Genomic DNA, 16,473 nt, shown 5'->3' on the forward strand with positions numbered 1-16,473 from the left:
ACCGGGGCCGTCGCAGCGGGTCAGACGTTGGCGATCAGCAGCGCCGGCTGCTCGACGCAGTCGGCGACGTGCCGCAGGAAACCGCCCGCCACCCCGCCGTCGCAGACCCGGTGGTCGAAGGTCAGGCTGAGCTGGGTCACCTTCCGCACCGCGAGCTGCCCGTCCACCACCCACGGCTTGTCCACGATCCGCCCCACCCCGAGCAGCGCCGCCTCGGGGTGGTTGATGATCGGCGTGGAGCCGTCGACGCCGAAGACGCCGTAGTTGTTCAGCGTGAAGGTGCCGCCGGTGAGCCGGGCCGGGGGCAGCGTGCCGGCCCGGGCCGCCGAGGTGGTCGCGGTCAGCTCGGCGGCCAGCTCGGCGGTGGTGAGCCGCTGGGCGTCCCGCAGCACCGGCACGACCAGCCCCCGGTCGGTCTGGGCGGCGATGCCCAGGTGCACCCCGGCCGACTGGACGATCCGCTCGCCCTCGGTGTCGACGCGGGCGTTGAGCTGCGGGAACCGGCGCAGCCCGGACAGGCAGATCCGGGCGAGCAGGGCCAGGATGCTCACCGGCGCGTCCGGGGTCGCCGCGTTGATCGCGGCCCGGGTCTCCAGCAGCCCGGTGGCGTCGACGTCCACCCAGATGGTCACCTCGGGGATCTCCCGCCGGCTGCGGGAGAGCTTGTCGGCGATCGCCTTGCGGATGCCGGTCAACGGGACGACCACGTCCGCCGCCTCCGGCGCGGCCGGCCCGGCGGGCTGGTCCGGCACCGCGGCGAGCCGGGCGGCCGGCGAGGCGGCCTCGGCCACGGCGGCCTCCACGTCGGCGCGGCGCACCACCCCGCCGGGGCCGGTGCCGCGCAGCGCGGCCAGGTCGAGGCCGTGCTCGCGGGCCAGCCGACGCACGATCGGCGAGATGACCAGGGGCGCCGCGTCGTGCGGGCGGTCCGCCGCCACCGCCGGGGCGGCGGGCGCCGCCAGGGGCTCGGCCGGGCGGGGGTCGGGGGCGACCGCGAGGCGGGGCCGGCGACGCCGCCGCCCCGAGCCGCCGTGGCCCGTGCCGTACCCGATCAGGACGTTGCCGGAGCCGGCGCGCTCCTCCTCGCGGTAGGTGGCGTGCCCGGCGGGCTCGTCGCCGGCCCCGCCGTCGCCGCCCACCGGCGCGATGGTGACCAGCGGCTGGCCGACCGGGCGGACCTCACCCGCCGCGCCGTGCAGCGCCACGACCCGCCCGGCGTACGGGCAGGGCACGTCGACGACGGCCTTGGCGGTCTCCACCTCGACGACGGTCTGGTCCACCGTGACCACGTCGCCCACGGCGACCCGCCACTCGACGATCTCGGCCTCGCTCAGCCCCTCCCCAAGGTCGGGCAGGAGGAAGACCTGCGTCCCGTCCACGGTGGTCACGCCGCGCTCCCCCGGGTCAGCCAGCGCCCGTCCGGCTGGTCGTCCCACTGGAGTCGGGCCACCGTGTCGAGGATCCGGTCCACCGACGGCAGGTGGGTGTGCTCCAGCATCGGCGCCGGGTAGGGGATGTCCAGGCCGGACACCCGCAACACCGGGGCGTGCAGGGCGTGGAAGCAGCGTTCCTGCACCCGGGCGGCGATCTCGGCGCCGACCCCGGCGAAGCCCTGCGCCTCGTGGATCACCACGCACCGGCCGGTGCGGCGGACCGAGGCGGTGACGGTCTCGTCGTCGAACGGCACGATGCTGCGCACGTCCACCACCTCCAGGTCCCAGCCCTCCTCGCGGGCGGCCTCGGCGGCCTCCAGCGCGACCGGCACCGCCGGCCCGTACGCGACGAGGGTGGCGTCGCGGCCCGGGCGGCGCACGACCGCGCGGCCGATCGGCGGGGCGGTCGCGGGCAGCTCCGCGTCGGCGCTGGAGAAGTAGAGCTTCTTCGGCTCCATGAACACGACCGGGTCGGGGTCGTCGATCGCCTGGCGCAGCAGCGAGTACGCGTCCTCGACCGTCGCCGGGGTGACCACCTTCAGGCCGGGGGTGTGGGCGTAGTACGCCTCGCTGGAGTCGCAGTGGTGCTCGACCCCGCCGATGCCGCCGGCGTACGGCACCCGGATGACGATCGGCACGCTGAGCGCGCCCCGGGTGCGGTTGCGCAGCTTCGCCACGTGCGAGGCGATCTGCTCGAACGCCGGGTACGCGAACGCGTCGAACTGCATCTCCACCACCGGGCGCAGCCCGGACATGGCCAGCCCGACGGCGAAGCCGACGATGCCGGCCTCGGCGAGCGGCGTGTCGAAGCAGCGCTTGTCGCCGAACCGGGCCTGGAGGCCGTCGGTGATCCGGAAGACGCCGCCGAGCGCGCCGACGTCCTCGCCGAAGACGACCACCCGGTCGTCGTCGAGCATCGCGTCGGCGAGCGCGGCGTTGAGCGCCTTCGCCATGGTCAGGGTGGCCATCAGCGCTCACCCTCCTCGTCTGCGGCGGCGGCCAGCTCGGCGCGGACCTGCTCGCGCTGCTCGACCAACTGGGGGGTGGGCTCGGCGTAGACGTGGTCGAAGAGGCTCATCGGGTCGACCGTCGGCTGCGCGTTCATCCGGGTACGCAGGTCGGCGGCGTACGCCTCGGCCTCGTCGGCGATCGCGGCGACCCGCGCGTCGTCGAGCACGTCCCGCGCCCGCAGGTACGTCTCCAGGCGGGCGACCGGGTCCCGGTCCCGCCAGGCGTCGACCTCGGCGCCGTCGCGGTAACGGGTGGCGTCGTCGGCGTTGGTGTGCGGCTCCATCCGGTAGGTGTGCGCCTCGACGAGGAACGGCCCCAAGCCTGCGCGGGCGTGCGCGACCGCGCGGGTGAGCACCGCGAGGACGGCCACCGGGTCGTTGCCGTCGACCTGCTCGCTGGGCACGCCGTAGCCCACGCCCTTGTACGCCAGCGACGGCGCGGCGGTCTGCCGGGACAGCGGGACGCTGATGGCGTACTTGTTGTTCTGCACGAAGTAGACGACCGGCGCCTTGAACACGGCGGCGAAGTTCACGCCCTCGTGGAAGTCGCCCTCGCTGGTGGCCCCGTCGCCGATGAAGGCCAGCGCGACGGTGTCCCGCCCCTGGTACGCCTCGCCGTAGGCCAGCCCGGCGGCGTGCACGCACTGGGTCGCCAGCGGGGTGCACTGCGGGGCGGTGTGCCGGGCCGCGGGGTCGTACCCGCAGTGCCAGTCGCCGCGCAGCAGGGTCAGCACCTCGACCGGGTCGATGCCCCGGGAGACCAGCGCCATCGACTCCCGGTAGGTCGGGAAGACCCAGTCGTCCTCGCGCAGGGCGAGGATCGCGCCGACCTGGCAGGCCTCCTGGCCGCGCGAGGACGGATAGACCGCCAGCCGGCCCTGCTTGGTCAGGGCGGTGGCCTGGATGTCGAAGCGGCGGCCGATGACCATCCGCCGGTACATGTCGGCGAGCGCCTCGACGGGCGGCTCGGGGTAGTCGGCGTGGGCGGGCAGCGGCGTGCCGGCGGGATCGAGCAGGCGGACCGGCTCGGTGGCCGGCAGCAGCGGCTTGGCCGGGTCGGGCGGGGTGGCCGCCCGGCGCCTGTGCGGGGATGCCCTGCGGACCGCCTCGGGTGTGGTCGTCACGGCGGGACCTCCTGGGACGTGTGGTGGGCCTATGCTCCTGCCGTCGGATGATTGACTCAAGATCCATGACAAACGCGGGACGGATGGCATGCGGGAGGCATCGAGATGAGCCAGGAGTCCGGGCCGAGCGCGGAGTCGACCGCCGGAACGGGACGTTCGGCCCGCCCCCTGGACGAGGTCGACCGGCGGATCCTCGACGAACTGGTCCGCGACGGCCGCACCTCCGTGCGCACCCTCGCCGAGCGGATCCACATCTCCCGCACCAACGCGTACGCGCGGGTGGAGCGGCTGCTGCGCGACGGGGTGATCACCGGTTTCCGGGCCCAGGTCGCGCCCGAGGCGGCGGGGCTGGGCACCTCGGCGTACGTCGCGCTCAAGATCGAGCAGAACACCTGGCGGGAGGTGTCGGCGGAGCTGGCCCGGGTGCGCTACATCGAGCACGCCGCGCTGCTCGGCGGCGACCACGACGTGCTGGCCCTGGTCCGGGCGCCGGACAACGCCACGCTGCGGGACGTGGTGCTGGGCCGGGTGCAGGGCATCGCCGGGGTGCTGTCCACCCGCACCTGGCTGGTCTTCGACGAGTTCGACGGCGACCGCAGCCCGTGGGAGTGAGCGCCGGGCTGGCCGGGCAGGCTCGCCGCTCCGGCGGCCCGCCGGCCGGGCCCGCGGCGGCCGGCGGGCCCGGCACTGCGGCCGCGGTCCGCCGTGGCCGGCGGGCTCAGCGCTCCGGCGGGGCCTCCAGCCCCTCCCGGTCGGCCAACTCCAGCAGCGGCTCGAGCGAGAAGCGCCGGTCGTCGAGGCCCGCGTGCGGGTCGCCGCGCTCGGCGAACCGGGCCGGCATCGTGGTGACGTCGAAGTCCTCCGGCCGCGCGTCGTCCAGCTCCGACCAGTCCACTGGCGCGGAGACCAGCGCCTGCGGGGTGGGGCGGATGGAGTACGCCGAGGCCATCGTGTGGTCCCGGGACATCTGGTTGTAGTCGACGAAGACCGGGCGGTCCCGCTGCTCCCGCCACCAGGTGGTGGTGACCAGCTCCGGCAGCCGGCGCTGCATCTCCCGGCCCAGCGCCAGCACCGCCCGCCGACACTCGCCGAAGCTCCACCGGGGCTCGATCGACAGGTAGACGTGCAGGCCCCGCCCGCCGGTGGTCTTCGGATAGCCCGTCAGCCCCAGCTCGTCGAGGAACGCGCGCACCTCGTGGGCCACCGGCACCACCTGGTCGAAGCCCACCCCCGGCATCGGGTCGAGGTCGATCCGGAGCTGGTCGGGCCGCTCGACGTCGGCGGCGGAGACCGGCCACGGGTGGAAGCGCAGCGTGCCGAGGTTCGCCGCCCAGATCACCACGGCCAGCTCGCTCGGCGCGACCTCGTCGGCCGTACGCCCGCTCGGGAAGGTGATGTGGGCGGTGCGCACCCACTCGGGCGCCCCCGCCGGGAGCCGCTTCTGGTAGAAGGCGTCGCCCCGGTTGTCCTGCCGGGTGCCGATCTTCGCCCCCGGGAAGACGCCGCGCGGCCACCGCTCCAACATGGTCGGCCGGTCCCGCAGGGCGCGCAGGACGCCGTCGCCGACGGCCAGGAAATACCGCACCACGTCCAGCTTGGTCAGCCCCAGCTCGGGGAAGTACGGCTTGTCGGGGCTGGAGACGCGGACCAGCCGCTCCCCCACCTTGATCTCCTCGGCCGGCGTCGCCACGCCCCACACCGTAACCCGGCGGGCCGGTCGGCACGGCCCGTCGCGGCCCCCGGCGAAGCGCGCCTCCGACCCGGCCGGCGGCCGTCGGGCTCAGTCTCAGGCGATCAGCATGATGCCGACGGCCATGAGCGGCAGACCGACGAACAGGAAGATCCCGATCCCGGTGAGCACCCGCCCCTCGCCGGCGGCCTCGCGTTCGGGTGCCACGCCGAAGGTGGCGCGCGCCCCCATCATGCCGATTCGGCTCAGGGTGAGGTCACCGGTGATCCCGAGCAGCCCCCCGACCACCACGAGGGCGATGCCGAAGCGGTAGACGAAGTCGCCGCCGCCCAGGGCGACCCAGACCCCGGCGGCGGCCGCGACCACGACGAGCGCGATCACGAACAGCACCAGTGCTTCCCGCAGACCCCTGACGACCGTCATCGGCGGCTCCATCCCGTGCGACCCGGATGGACATTCTGCCGGTCGACCGCCGTCCGCGCTGCCCCGTACGCCGGGCGTACGCGAGATGGCCGGGCGGCCCGTCTCCGGCCGCCCGGCCACGTCGGGCCGAACTCAGCTCATCTCCTCCTGGAGGCGCGACATGAGCATCTTCTTGCCCTGCTCACCCGCCTTGCGGTTGTTCTCCTGCATCTTCCGGAACCAGGTGGCCAGTTCCGTGTCGCCCCGCGACTCCGCGTCGGCGATATACGTGTCCAGTTTCCAGATGTGCTGCAACGACATCTGCAGGACGTGGATCAGGTCGTAGTTCTGGTCCTTGACCGGGCTGATCATTTCCTTGGTCATGGTTGCCACGGACGTACCTCCCCATCTCGCTCTTCGCCGTTCGGTGGCAGCAGCGCTTACCCGGCCTGGTCCCGTTCACGCCCGGCGGCGGGACTACCATGCCGGGGCGGAGGGGGGCGTTCGTGCGCGGACGGACGGGGTACGTGTCGCTGGCGTTGGTGGCTGTCGCCGCCGGCTGCGCGGGCGAGCCACCGCCTACCGCCGCCGCCGACGTCACCGGTGTCTGGTGCGGCCCGGAACGGGACGTGCTCACCCTCGACGCGGCCGGCGGATTCACCGTCACCGACGTCTCCGCCTCGCTGATCGACGAGGTTCTGCACGACGAGGACTTCGTGCCGGGCTACCGGCGGGAGACCGAGCACGCGGGCGCGGTGCCGCGGCACGGCGCCGGCCGGTGGCGCGTCTTCGTGGACCACGGCGACATGTTCCAGGCCCGGCGCGACCACGTCGTGCTCGACTGGTCGAGCTTCGAGTCGGTCCAGGTGGACGAGGAGCTGGAACTGACGATCGCCGGGGAGGGCGCGGGCCTGGTGCTCGGCGTGGAGCGCGTCGAGTCCGGCTTCACCACCCTCTTCGCCCGCTGCCCGGCGGCCTGAACGTCCCGCCGCCCGCCGCGGCGGCGGGGGGCGGTTATCCGGGGCGGGCCTCGGGTAGGGGGTGCCGCATGGCGGAACTGGCAGCGCTCTGGATCGTCCGGCACGGCGAGAGCACGGCGAACGTGGCGGCCACCGCGGCCGAGGCGTCCGGCGCCGAGCTGATCGACCTGACCCACCGGGACGCGGACGTGCCGCTGAGCCCGACCGGGGAGGAGCAGGCCAGGGCCACCGCGCGCTGGTTGGCCGGGCTGCCCGAGGCCCGCCGGCCCGACGTCGCGGTGGTGTCGCCGTACCTGCGGGCCGTGCGGACCGCCGAGTTGGCCCTGGCCGGCACCGGGATCCCACTCACCCGCGACGAGCGGCTGCGCGACCGGGAACTCGGCATCCTGGACGGGCTGACCGGGTACGGGGCGCGCCGGCGCCACCCGGAGGAGGCGGCGCGCCGGGACCGGCTCGGCAAGTTCTACTACCGGCCGCCGGGCGGCGAGTCCTGGACGGACGTGGCGCTGCGCCTGCGCGCCCTCCTCGGCGACCTGCGCCGCGACCACGAGGGCCGGCGGGCGCTGCTGTTCGGCCATGACGCCCTGGTCTTCCTGACCCGTTACCTGGTGGAGGGGCTGACCGAGGCGGAGCTGATGGCGCTGACCCGGGAGCACGTCATCGCCAACTGCTCGATCACCGGCTGGTCCGCCGGGGCCGACGGCCGGCTGAGCCTGGACGTGTTCAACGACGTCGGCCACCTGCGGGCCCAGGGCGCCCGGCCGACCAGGGAGGACGAGGTCCATGCCGAACCGGTCTGACACGCTGGTGATCACCCCCAGGCTGCTACGGGACTGGGCGCTGCCGGTGCCGACCGGGGGCAAGGAGGCCCGGGGCACGGTGCTGGTGGTCGGCGGCTCCCGGTTCACCCCCGGGGCGGTGCTGCTCGCCGGCGTGGCCGCGCTGCGGGCCGGGGCCGGGGTGCTCCAGCTCGCCGCCGCCGAGTCCACCGCCGCCGCGCTGAGCATCCAGGTGCCCGAGGCGCTGGTGGTGGGCCTGCCCGAGAAGGCCGACGGCGCGGTCGCGGGCGGGCCCGGCGAACTGCTGGGCGACCTGGTGGCCGAGGCGGACGTGGTCGCCCTCGGCCCCGGCCTGAAGGACATCGACGAGACGGGGGCGCTGCTGCGCCTGGTGCTCGACGCGGCCGCCCGGGAGACGGCGCTGGTGCTCGACGCGTACGCCCTGGGTGCGCTCAGCCACGCCCCGGACCTGCTGGTCGGGTCCGGACGGCCGGTGGTGCTCACCCCCAACCTCACCGAGGCGCGGCACCTGCTGGGCCGGGACCCGAGCGACGACCTGGACGCCGAGGCCATCGAGCTCGCCGGCCGGTACGACGCCGTGGTCTCGCTCTACGGCCACGTCTCCACACCCGACGGGCGGAGCTGGCGGGAGGAGAGCGGCGACGCGGGGCTCGGCACGTCCGGCAGCGGGGACGTCCGCGCCGGACTGCTGGCCGGGCTGCTGTCGCGGGGTGCCGAGCCGGCGCAGGCCGCGTGCTGGGCGGCGTTCGCCCACGCGGTGAGCGGCCAGCGGCTGGTGCCGCGGTTCGGCCGGATCGGGTTCCTCGCCCGGGAGCTGCTGGACGAGATTCCCCACACCCTCGCCACCGTCTGACACTTCCTTGTCTGGCCGAACGGATGTGTGTAACGCCACACTCCGCTCCTACGCTGGTGGGTCGGAGGAGGGCACCCCCGCCCGCCTCCCGCCGGCCGCTCCCCGCCAGGGGGCGTATCCGGCTGGAAACAGCCCCCTGGGAGTCTGTGTGAAGAACCTCCGTCGCAAGACACTGGCTGCCGCGTCCGCCGTGACGCTCGGTGTCGGCCTCGCCGTCACCGGCGGGCTCGCCCCGGCGGCGTCGGCCGCCGGCCCGGACACCACGTTCCTGGTCCTCGCCCCGCAGGGCGCGAAGACCGACAAGGCGGCCGCCCGCGTGGCCGCCGCCAAGGGCACCGTGGTGGCCAGCTACGACCAGATCGGCGTGCTCGTCGTCCGGTCGGCCAACCCCGACTTCGTCACGGACGTGGCGGGCGCGGGCGTCGACTCGGTGGCGTCCACCGCCGGCCTGGGCACCGCCCTGGAGGAGGGCGAGACCCTGGAGGTCTCCGCGGCCGTGGCGGCGAACGCGACCGCCGACCCGACCAAGGAACCCATGTTCGGTCAGCAGTGGGACATGCCGATGATCGACGTCCCGCAGGCCCACGCCGTCAACGCCGGCAGCGCCAGCGTGGTGGTGGGCGTGCTGGACAGCGGCATCTCCTCCAGCCACCCCGACCTGAAGGACCAGATCGCCAAGGACAGGAGCGCGTCCTGCGTCGGCGGTGTCGCGGACACCACCGAGGCGGCCTGGAACCCGACCGTCTCCGACCACGGCACGCACGTGGCCGGCACCATCGCCGCCGCCGTCAACGGCGTCGGCGTGACCGGTGTGGCGCCGGGTGTCAAGGTGGCCGCCGTCAAGGTCGTCAACGATGACCGGTTCATCTACCCCGAGGCCGCGCTCTGCGGCTTCATGTGGGCGGCCGACCACGGCATGCAGGTAACCAACAACAGCTACTTCATCGACCCGTGGGAGCTGAACTGCCGCAACGACGCGCGCCAGCGCCCGGTGTGGCAGGCCGTGCAGCGGGCCATCCGCTACTCGCAGAGCAAGGGCGTGCTCCACGTCGCGTCGGCGGGCAACTCGAACTGGGACCTCGCCCACAAGATCACCGACACCGGCAGCCCGAACAACCTGCCGCCGACGGAGGACCCGGAGACCCGGGAAGACCTCACCAACTCCTGCCTCGTCCTGCCGGGCGAGGCGCCGGGCGTGGTGACCGTCTCGGCGGTCGCCCCGACCGGCAAGAAGAGCTACTACTCCTCGTACGGCCTGGGCGTCGTGGACGTCACCGCGCCCGGCGGTGACACCCGGTTCCGCACCAACGGCGTCAGCCCGACCCCGACCGACGGCATCCTGTCGACCACCTTCGACACGGCGACGAAGACCAACGGCTGGGGTTACAAGCAGGGCACGTCGATGTCGAGCCCGCACGCGGCCGGCGTCGCGGCGCTGGCCCTGTCGGCCCACCCCGGCATGACGCCGGGCCAGCTGGCGTCCTTCCTGGAGCGGACCGCCGAGTCGGTCCCCTGCGAGGAGGGGGTCTGGGAGCCGCGGCCGGGCTTCCCGGCCACCTGCACGGGGGGCGAGCGCAACTCGTTCTACGGCGCCGGCATGGTCAACGCGTACAACGTGGTGAAGTAGCAGCACGGCACGACCCGTGGTGGGGCCCGGCGGTGATCCGCCGGGCCCCATCCGTTTTCGCTGCTCACGGCCGGGGTACGGGAGGGGGCGTCCGACGAGCCGAGGAGGTCAACGGTGTCCACCGATGCCATCGTCCTGTTGAAAGAGGACCACAAGGAGATGCGCCGTCTGTTCAAGGCGTTCCAGGATGCCGAGGAGGGACCGGCCGCGCGGCGGCAGAAGCTGGTGAGCCAGATCCTGGAGGCCCTCACGGTGCACACCTACCTGGAGAACGAGGTGATGTACCCGGAGGTCCGCAAGCTCCTGCCCGACCTGGAGGACGACATCCTCGAGTCGTACGAGGAGCACCACGTCGCCGACGTGCTCTGCGCCGAACTGTTCGCCATGGACGCCGACGATGAGCGCTTCAACGCCAAGACCACGGTGCTGATCGAGAGTGTCCTGCACCACGTCGAGGAGGAGGAGCAGGAGTGGTTCCCGAAGGTGCGCGAGGCGCTCGGCCGTAAGCAGCTCCAGGAGATCGGCGAGCGGATGATCGAGCTGCGCGCGGACGCGCCGCGCAAGCCGACCGACCCGAAGGCGATCAAGAAGTCGCTCGACGCCGTGACGGCCTGAGCCGACCGCCTCCGACGGGCCCCGGTGCGCCGGGGTCCGTCGTCACGCCGGGGCCGCGGGCAGGATCCGCCGCAGCGCCGGCGGTACGGCCCGGGACCGCCACTCCCTCGGGTAGCCCACCGACACCTCCTCGAACCGCACCCCGTCGTGCCAGGTGGTGCGGGGGATGTGCAGGTGGCCGTAGACCACCGCGGCGGCGTCGAAGCGCAGGTGCCAGTCGGCGGTGGCCTCGGTGCCGCACCACTGGGCGAAGATCGGATAGCGCAGGATCCGGGTCGGCTCGCGCAGCAGCGGCCAGTGGTTGACCAGCACGGTCGGCAGCCCCGGCTCCCGCGCGGCGAGCCGGCGGGCGGTCTCGGCGACCCGGGCGGCGGACCACGCCGACCGGCTCGGGTACGGGTCGGGGTGCAGCAGGAACTCGTCGGTGCAGACGATCCCCGTCCGGTACGCCTCGGCCAGCGCCGCCTCCGGGGTGTCGAACCCCTCCGGGCGCCAGCTGTGGTCGTAGAGCAGGAACAGCGGCGCCACCAGCACCGGCCCGCCCGACCCCCGCCACACCGGATACGGATCCTCGGGGGTCAGCACGCCGAGGCGCCGGCACAGGTCGACGAGGTGCTGGTAGCGGGCGACCCCGCGCAGCGCCACCGGGTCGGCCGGCGGGGTCCACAGCTCGTGGTTGCCCGGCGCCCAGACCACCCGCGCGAAGCGGTCGCCGAGCAGCCCGAGGGCCCACTCGACGTCGGCCACGGTGTCGCCGACGTCCCCGGCGACGATCAGCCAGTCGTCCGGCGACCCCGGGCGCAGCCCCTCCACCACCGCCCGGTTGCCCGGGTGCCCCACGTGCAGGTCGCTGATGGCGAGCAGGCTGCCGCCCCCGCCGTCCTCCCCCGCCATGACCGCGATCCTATGCGCCGCCGGTGACGACCGCGAACCGCGCGGGCCGCGCGCCGATCGATGCACCACACCGCGGGTGCGGCGGTCCCCAGGTGGGCCGGGGCGCGCCCGGCCGACCCGGTAGGATCGGCGGTGGGCCGTGACTGGCGCGTGGGGATGGAGAACCATCGGGAAGCGGTCCCGTCATGAGGACGCATGCCGAGCGCCTGGGCCTTCCGCACGTCACTGGAGGTCGCATGTCGCCGAACGCCGAATCCACCGCCTTCCGCAGCGCCCTCGAGGTGATCCGCGCCGTCGAGCCGCGGGTGGCCGACGCCATCGGCGCCGAGCTCGCCGACCAGCGCGAGTCGCTCAAGCTCATCGCCAGCGAGAACTACGCCTCCCCGGCCACCCTGCTGGCCATGGGCAACTGGTTCAGCGACAAGTACGCCGAGGGCACCGTCGGCCGCCGCTTCTACGCCGGCTGCCAGAACGTGGACACCGTCGAGGCGCTCGCCGCCGAGCACGCCCGGGAGCTGTTCGGCGCCGCCCACGCGTACGTGCAGCCGCACTCCGGCATCGACGCCAACCTGGTCGCGTTCTGGGCGATCCTGGCCGACCGGGTGGAGTCCCCGGCGCTGAAGAAGGCCCAGGTGCGGCAGGTCAACGACCTCACCGAGGCCGACTGGTTCGCGCTGCGCCGGGAGTTGGGCAACCAGCGGATGCTCGGCATGTCCCTGGACGCCGGCGGCCACCTCACCCACGGTTTCCGCCCGAACATCTCCGGCAAGATGTTCGACCAGCGCAGCTACGGCACCGACCCGGCCACCGGGCTGGTCGACTACGACAGGGTCGCCGAGGCGGCCCGCGAGTTCAAGCCGCTGATCCTGGTCGCCGGCTACTCGGCGTACCCCCGGAAGGTCAACTTCCGGATCATGCGGGAGATCGCCGACTCGGTCGGCGCCACCTTCATGGTCGACATGGCGCACTTCGCCGGCCTGGTCGCCGGCAAGGTCTTCACCGGCGACTTCGACCCGGTGCCGCACGCGCACATCGTCACCACCACCACGCACAAGTCGCTGCGCGGCCCGCGCGGCGGCATGGTGCTCTGCCAGCCCGAGCTGGCCGACCAGGTCGACCGGGGCTGCCCGATGGTGCTCGGCGGCCCGCTGCCGCACGTGATGGCCGCCAAGGCCGTCGCCCTGGCCGAGGCCCGCCGCCCCGACTTCGCCGACTACGCCCAGCGGATCGTCGCCAACGCGCAGGCCCTCGCCGAGGGGCTGCTGCGCCGGGGCGGCAAGCTGGTCACCGGCGGCACCGACAACCACCTGGTGCTCATCGACGTCACCGGCTACGGGCTGACCGGCCGGCAGGCCGAGCAGGCGCTGCTCGACTCGGGCATCGTCACCAACCGCAACTCGGTCCCGCAGGACCCGAACGGCGCCTGGTACACCTCCGGCATCCGCATCGGCACCCCGGCGCTGACCACCCGCGGGCTGGGCCCGGCACAGATGGACGAGACGGCGGAGCTGATCCACACCGTGCTCAGCCAGACCAAGCCGGGTGCGAACCCGGACGGCACCCCGTCGAAGGCCAAGTACGTCCTCGACCCGGCCGTCGCCGACCGGGTCGGCAAGCAGGCCAGCGACCTGCTCACGGGCTTCCCGCTCTACCCGGCCGTCGACCTCGGCTGACCCGGGCACCCGCCCCGACGCCCCCGCCCGGCCCCGCCGCGCGGGGGCGTCCCCGTCCCGCCCTCGTCCCCGGCCGGCGGGCGGTGCGGGTGGGAGCGTCAGGGGCGGTGGGCGCGGTGGCGGCGGGCGCGGAGGCGGTGCAGGACGTCGGTGCCGCCCCGGCCGAAGTGGTCGTGCAGCGCGCGGTAGTCCGCGTACAACTCGTCGTAGGCGGCCGCCCGGGCCGGGTCGGGGTGCCAGGTCTCGCGGCGGGCGGCGCCCATCGCCGCCGAGGCGGCCGGCACGTCCGGGTACGCCCCGGCGGCGACCGCCGCGTGGATCGCCGCGCCCAGCGCCGCCGGGTGCGCGGAGTCGACCACGTGCAGCGGCCGGCCGATGACGTCGGCGTAGATCCGCAGCAGCAGCCGGTTGCGGGTCAGCCCGCCGGCCACGGTCAGCTCGTCGACGGCCACGCCGGCGGCGGTGAACGCGTCGACCACCGTCCGGGCGCCGAACGCGGTGGCCTCCAGCAGCGCCCGCCAGATCTCCTCCGGCCGGGCGGCCAGGGTCAGCCCCACCAGCACCCCGCTCAGCTCGTGGTCCATGAGCACCGACCGGTTGCCGCTGTGCCAGTCCAGCGCCAGCAGCCCGTGCCCGCCCACCGGCTGGTCGGCGGCGAGGGTGTCCAGCAGCTCGTACGGGCTCAGCCCGCGGCGGCGCGCCTCGTCGGCGTAGTCGGCCGGCAGGCCGGTGCGGACGTACCAGGCGAAGATGTCCCCGACGCCGCTCTGCCCCGCCTCGTAGCCCCACGAACCGGTGGTGACGCCGCCGTCGACCACGCCGCAGACCCCGGGCACCTCGTGGTACGCCGCCGCGTTCATGATCAGGCAGGTGGAGGTGCCGAGGACGGCGAGCATCCGGCCCGGCTCGACCGCGCGGGCAGCCGCGGCGGTGACGTGCGCGTCGATGGACCCGGCCGCGACGGCGGTGCCCACCGGCAGCCCGGTCCACCGGGCCGCCTCGGCGGTCAGCCCGCCCGCCCGGGCGCCCAGCGGCGCGAGCGGGCCGTCGATCCGGGGCAGCAGCCCGTCGAGGCGGGGGTGCACGGCGCGCAGGAACTCCGCCGACGGGTACCGCCCGTCCTGCCGCAGCCCCTTGAAGCCGGCGGCGGAGACGTTGCGGGTCTCCCGCCCGCAGAGCTGCCAGACCAGCCAGTCCGCCGTCTCGATGAAGCGCTCCGCGCGGTCGAAGACCGCCGGGTCCTCCTCCAGCACCTCCAGCGCCTTGGCGAGCTGCCACTCGGCGGAGACCCGCCCGCCGTAGCGGGGCAGCCAGGTCTCGCCGCGCGCGGCGGCGACGTCGTTGATCCGGGCGGCCTGCCGCTGGGCCGCGTGGTGCCGCCACAGCTTCGGATACGCGTGCGGCCGACCGGCCAGCTCGGGCAGCTCGCAGAGCGGGGTGCCGTCGGCGCGGGTGGGCAGCATCGTGCAGGAGGTGGCGTCGACGCCGATGCCGCGCACGTCCTCGGGGCGTACGCCGGCGGCCCGCAGCGCGGCGGGCACCGCGACCCGGAGCACCTCGCGGTGGTCGTCGGGGTGCTGCAACGCCCAGTCCGGCGGCAGCGGCGTCCCGTCGGGCAGCCGCTCCGTGATCACCCCGTGCCGGTACGCGTGCACGGCCTCGCCGCGCACGACGCCGTCGGCGACGTCCACCACGACCGCCCGGCCGGAGAGGGTGCCGAAGTCGACCCCGACGACGTGCCCGGGCACCCCGGCTGCCGGCTGCGCCACCGCTCCTCCTCCCGCCGCGCCGCTCCGGCGCCCGGCGGGGCGGCGGTTCAGCGACGGCGGGAGGCAACGCTACCGCAGTCGTTGATCCCAATACATCGACACACGTAGGCTCGGCGCCCCTCCACACACGCGTCACCCCATGGATCAGGAGCCGACAAATGCGCGAGAGCCCGGTTTCCTCAGCCAGGACCGCCGGGACTGACCGCCCGCCCCGCCCGGTCAGGCGATGGGCCGCTTCAGGTGGTAGCGGTGCACCTCGGTGCTGCCCTGGATGTTGTTCACGTCCTCGGCGGCGGAGACCAGCTCCCAGCCCTCCCGGCCGGCCCGGTTGAGGTGCGCGATCGCGGTGTCGCCGTACGCGGTGATGTCCCGACGCGTCCCGTCCGGGCCGTACCAGATGAAGCTGACATGGAAGTTGCGGCCCTGCCCCTGATAGCGGCGGACCAGCAACGCGTACTCCCAAGCGATCATGACGTCCATTATGGGTGTCCATCGAGGACGGCGAAACACAGGCAGTCGCGCTTTGCCGTGCGATGAACGCGGTGTGTCAGCGCCGAGATGCCGGGCCGCGACCGACTACTGTGGACGGCCCTGCGGGCGAGCTCTCAACCGACCCGCAGCGGTCCACCGGCGGATTCCCCGGCAGCCAGCTCGGCCCGCGTGGGCGGGTCGGCCCCCCGCCGACGGCAGGTCCAGGCGGCGACGTCGGCGGCGCGGCGGAGCACGACGGCGACGTCGTCCCGGCCCGCCGCCGCGAGTGCCCCGCGCCGCGCCGCGCCGAGCAGTCCCAGGTCACTCAGCGCGGCCAGCAGTCCCGCCGTGAACGCGTCACCGGCCCCGACCGTGTCCACCACCTCCACCGGCCGGGCGTCCACCCGCACCTCGCCGTGCCGGGTGGCCCCCCACGCCCCGCCGCGACCCCGGGTGACCACCACGAGGTGCGCGCCCAGGTCCAGCCACTCCCGCCCGACCTGCTCGTGCCCGCGCCCCGGATGGAGCCAGGCCAGGTCCTCGTCGCTGACCTTGACGATGTCGCTGGCCGCCACCAGGTCTTCGACCCGGCTCCGGACCGCCGACCGGTCCCCCATCAGCGACGGCCGGCAGTTCGGGTCGTAACTGATCATCGTGGTGGCCCGCCGGGCGTGCACCAGCGCCCGCACGTCGTCGGCGCCGGGCGGCAGGACCGCGCCCAGCGACCCGGTGTGCAGGCAGTCGGCGCCGACGCCGACGCCGGCCACGGCCGTCCGCGGGAAGGACCGCCACGCGATGCGGAAGTCGTACCCCGCCTGACCGTCCGCGTCCACATGCGTCCGGGCCACGCTGGTGCTCGGCAGGTCCGGCACCGAGGCGGGGTCGAGGCGCACGCCGTTGTCGGCCAGGTGGGCGCGGAGCAACCGCCCGTACGCATCGTCGCCGAGCTGGGTCAGCAGGGTCGTGGGCAGGCCGAGGCGGGCCAGGGCCACGGCGACGTTCGCCGGGCTGCCCCCGGGGTGGGCGACGGCCTCCCCCGGTGGGTCCTCGATCAGATCCACCAGGGCCTCGCCGACAACAGTGATCACAGTGGTCCTTTCCCGAGGCTGCGCCGAGCCCCGGCCATGTGCGG

Annotated in this window: 17 protein-coding genes and 1 riboswitch; of the genes, 7 read left to right on the forward strand and 10 right to left on the reverse strand. The window is 74.5% G+C overall.

Going from position 1 to position 16,473, the window contains the following annotated elements; all coding sequences use genetic code 11:
• Positions 1 to 20: 20 nt before the first annotated feature.
• Genes ACGF5G_RS23595 through pdhA form a run of 3 tightly spaced genes read right to left on the reverse strand, consistent with a single transcriptional unit; the run spans position 21 to position 3,567 of the window.
• Entirely contained in the window at positions 21 to 1,388 is a 1,368-nt protein-coding gene (locus ACGF5G_RS23595; protein WP_393266179.1) for a dihydrolipoamide acetyltransferase family protein, read from the reverse strand.
• Positions 1,385 to 2,401: an alpha-ketoacid dehydrogenase subunit beta gene (locus ACGF5G_RS23600; RefSeq protein ID WP_393266182.1), complete on the reverse strand. Its 1,017-nt coding sequence runs from the start codon at positions 2,399 to 2,401 to the stop codon at positions 1,385 to 1,387. The genes ACGF5G_RS23595 and ACGF5G_RS23600 overlap by 4 nt, the downstream gene beginning before the upstream one ends.
• Positions 2,401 to 3,567 carry a pyruvate dehydrogenase (acetyl-transferring) E1 component subunit alpha gene (gene pdhA / locus ACGF5G_RS23605; protein WP_393266184.1) on the reverse strand — a complete coding sequence of 389 codons (1,167 nt, stop codon included), beginning with the start codon at positions 3,565 to 3,567 and terminating at the stop codon, positions 2,401 to 2,403. The genes ACGF5G_RS23600 and pdhA overlap by 1 nt, the downstream gene beginning before the upstream one ends.
• Positions 3,568 to 3,672: 105 nt before the next feature.
• On the opposite strand from pdhA, the gene ACGF5G_RS23610 reads away from it, so the two are divergent.
• A complete protein-coding gene (locus ACGF5G_RS23610) occupies positions 3,673 to 4,179 on the forward strand; it encodes an Lrp/AsnC family transcriptional regulator (protein WP_393266187.1) in 507 nt (168 codons plus the stop codon).
• A gap of 106 nt (positions 4,180 to 4,285) precedes the next feature.
• Here ACGF5G_RS23610 and ACGF5G_RS23615 read toward each other — a convergent pair whose 3' ends face one another.
• The 3 genes from ACGF5G_RS23615 to ACGF5G_RS23625 all read right to left on the reverse strand — a co-directional run bounded on the left by ACGF5G_RS23615 (position 4,286) and on the right by ACGF5G_RS23625 (position 6,043).
• Positions 4,286 to 5,257 carry a DNA polymerase domain-containing protein gene (locus tag ACGF5G_RS23615; protein ID WP_393266189.1) on the reverse strand — a complete coding sequence of 324 codons (972 nt, stop codon included), beginning with the start codon at positions 5,255 to 5,257 and terminating at the stop codon, positions 4,286 to 4,288.
• 96 nt (positions 5,258 to 5,353) lie between these two features.
• Complete coding sequence (locus ACGF5G_RS23620) at positions 5,354 to 5,680, reverse strand: hypothetical protein (RefSeq protein ID WP_350707556.1); 327 nt, start codon at positions 5,678 to 5,680, stop codon at positions 5,354 to 5,356.
• A 132-nt stretch (positions 5,681 to 5,812) separates the two neighbouring features.
• On the reverse strand, positions 5,813 to 6,043 hold the full coding sequence (locus ACGF5G_RS23625; protein ID WP_357699478.1) for a hypothetical protein: 231 nt from the start codon (positions 6,041 to 6,043) through the stop codon (positions 5,813 to 5,815).
• Between the two features lie 122 nt (positions 6,044 to 6,165).
• Here ACGF5G_RS23625 and ACGF5G_RS23630 point away from each other — a divergent pair, with 122 nt between their 5' ends.
• The 5 genes from ACGF5G_RS23630 to ACGF5G_RS23650 all read left to right on the forward strand — a co-directional run bounded on the left by ACGF5G_RS23630 (position 6,166) and on the right by ACGF5G_RS23650 (position 10,534).
• The gene (locus ACGF5G_RS23630) at positions 6,166 to 6,639 is read left to right on the forward strand and encodes a hypothetical protein (protein ID WP_393266191.1); all 474 of its coding nucleotides are present in this window, start codon (positions 6,166 to 6,168) and stop codon (positions 6,637 to 6,639) included.
• A gap of 68 nt (positions 6,640 to 6,707) precedes the next feature.
• On the forward strand, positions 6,708 to 7,439 hold the full coding sequence (locus ACGF5G_RS23635; protein ID WP_393266194.1) for a histidine phosphatase family protein: 732 nt from the start codon (positions 6,708 to 6,710) through the stop codon (positions 7,437 to 7,439).
• Positions 7,423 to 8,292 (forward strand): NAD(P)H-hydrate dehydratase, encoded by an 870-nt coding sequence (locus ACGF5G_RS23640; RefSeq protein WP_393266197.1) that lies wholly within the window; start codon positions 7,423 to 7,425, stop codon positions 8,290 to 8,292. Before ACGF5G_RS23635 ends, ACGF5G_RS23640 begins: the two co-directional genes overlap by 17 nt.
• Before the next feature lie 148 nt (positions 8,293 to 8,440).
• Entirely contained in the window at positions 8,441 to 9,919 is a 1,479-nt protein-coding gene (locus ACGF5G_RS23645; protein ID WP_393266198.1) for a S8 family serine peptidase, read from the forward strand.
• A 114-nt stretch (positions 9,920 to 10,033) separates the two neighbouring features.
• Entirely contained in the window at positions 10,034 to 10,534 is a 501-nt protein-coding gene (locus ACGF5G_RS23650; protein WP_393266200.1) for a hemerythrin domain-containing protein, read from the forward strand.
• A 42-nt stretch (positions 10,535 to 10,576) separates the two neighbouring features.
• On the opposite strand, the gene ACGF5G_RS23655 is transcribed toward ACGF5G_RS23650, so the two are convergent.
• On the reverse strand, positions 10,577 to 11,428 hold the full coding sequence (locus ACGF5G_RS23655; protein ID WP_393266202.1) for a metallophosphoesterase family protein: 852 nt from the start codon (positions 11,426 to 11,428) through the stop codon (positions 10,577 to 10,579).
• A gap of 129 nt (positions 11,429 to 11,557) precedes the next feature.
• A riboswitch (ZMP/ZTP riboswitch) is annotated at positions 11,558 to 11,647 on the forward strand.
• A 17-nt stretch (positions 11,648 to 11,664) separates the two neighbouring features.
• Between ACGF5G_RS23655 and ACGF5G_RS23660 the strand changes: the two genes are divergently transcribed.
• A complete protein-coding gene (locus ACGF5G_RS23660) occupies positions 11,665 to 13,101 on the forward strand; it encodes a glycine hydroxymethyltransferase (RefSeq protein ID WP_393266204.1) in 1,437 nt (478 codons plus the stop codon).
• A gap of 98 nt (positions 13,102 to 13,199) precedes the next feature.
• On the opposite strand, the gene araB is transcribed toward ACGF5G_RS23660, so the two are convergent.
• The 3 genes from araB to ACGF5G_RS23675 all read right to left on the reverse strand — a co-directional run bounded on the left by araB (position 13,200) and on the right by ACGF5G_RS23675 (position 16,429).
• The gene (araB, locus tag ACGF5G_RS23665) at positions 13,200 to 14,870 is read right to left on the reverse strand and encodes a ribulokinase (RefSeq protein ID WP_393266205.1); all 1,671 of its coding nucleotides are present in this window, start codon (positions 14,868 to 14,870) and stop codon (positions 13,200 to 13,202) included.
• A gap of 219 nt (positions 14,871 to 15,089) precedes the next feature.
• Entirely contained in the window at positions 15,090 to 15,350 is a 261-nt protein-coding gene (locus ACGF5G_RS23670; RefSeq protein WP_357699352.1) for a hypothetical protein, read from the reverse strand.
• A 125-nt stretch (positions 15,351 to 15,475) separates the two neighbouring features.
• Positions 15,476 to 16,429 carry a carbohydrate kinase gene (locus ACGF5G_RS23675; protein WP_393266208.1) on the reverse strand — a complete coding sequence of 318 codons (954 nt, stop codon included), beginning with the start codon at positions 16,427 to 16,429 and terminating at the stop codon, positions 15,476 to 15,478.
• Positions 16,430 to 16,473: the final 44 nt, after the last annotated feature.

Source organism: Micromonospora sp. NPDC047730, assembly GCF_043204765.1.
Classification (GTDB): Bacteria; Actinomycetota; Actinomycetes; order Mycobacteriales; family Micromonosporaceae; genus Micromonospora.

Bases quoted from the DNA above. Each gene is read 5' to 3' on its own strand.
- ACGF5G_RS23655 (WP_393266202.1), bottom strand. From the start codon at position 11,428: ATGGCGGGGGAGGACGGCGGGGGCGGCAGCCTGCTCGCCATCAGCGAC.
- ACGF5G_RS23620 (WP_350707556.1), bottom strand. From the start codon at position 5,680: ATGACGGTCGTCAGGGGTCTGCGGGAAGCACTGGTGCTGTTCGTGATC.
- ACGF5G_RS23610 (WP_393266187.1), top strand. From the start codon at position 3,673: ATGAGCCAGGAGTCCGGGCCGAGCGCGGAGTCGACCGCCGGAACGGGA.
- ACGF5G_RS23635 (WP_393266194.1), top strand. From the start codon at position 6,708: ATGGCGGAACTGGCAGCGCTCTGGATCGTCCGGCACGGCGAGAGCACG.
- ACGF5G_RS23640 (WP_393266197.1), top strand. From the start codon at position 7,423: ATGCCGAACCGGTCTGACACGCTGGTGATCACCCCCAGGCTGCTACGG.
- ACGF5G_RS23625 (WP_357699478.1), bottom strand. From the start codon at position 6,043: ATGACCAAGGAAATGATCAGCCCGGTCAAGGACCAGAACTACGACCTG.
- ACGF5G_RS23670 (WP_357699352.1), bottom strand. From the start codon at position 15,350: ATGGACGTCATGATCGCTTGGGAGTACGCGTTGCTGGTCCGCCGCTAT.
- ACGF5G_RS23600 (WP_393266182.1), bottom strand. From the start codon at position 2,401: ATGGCCACCCTGACCATGGCGAAGGCGCTCAACGCCGCGCTCGCCGAC.
- ACGF5G_RS23660 (WP_393266204.1), top strand. From the start codon at position 11,665: ATGTCGCCGAACGCCGAATCCACCGCCTTCCGCAGCGCCCTCGAGGTG.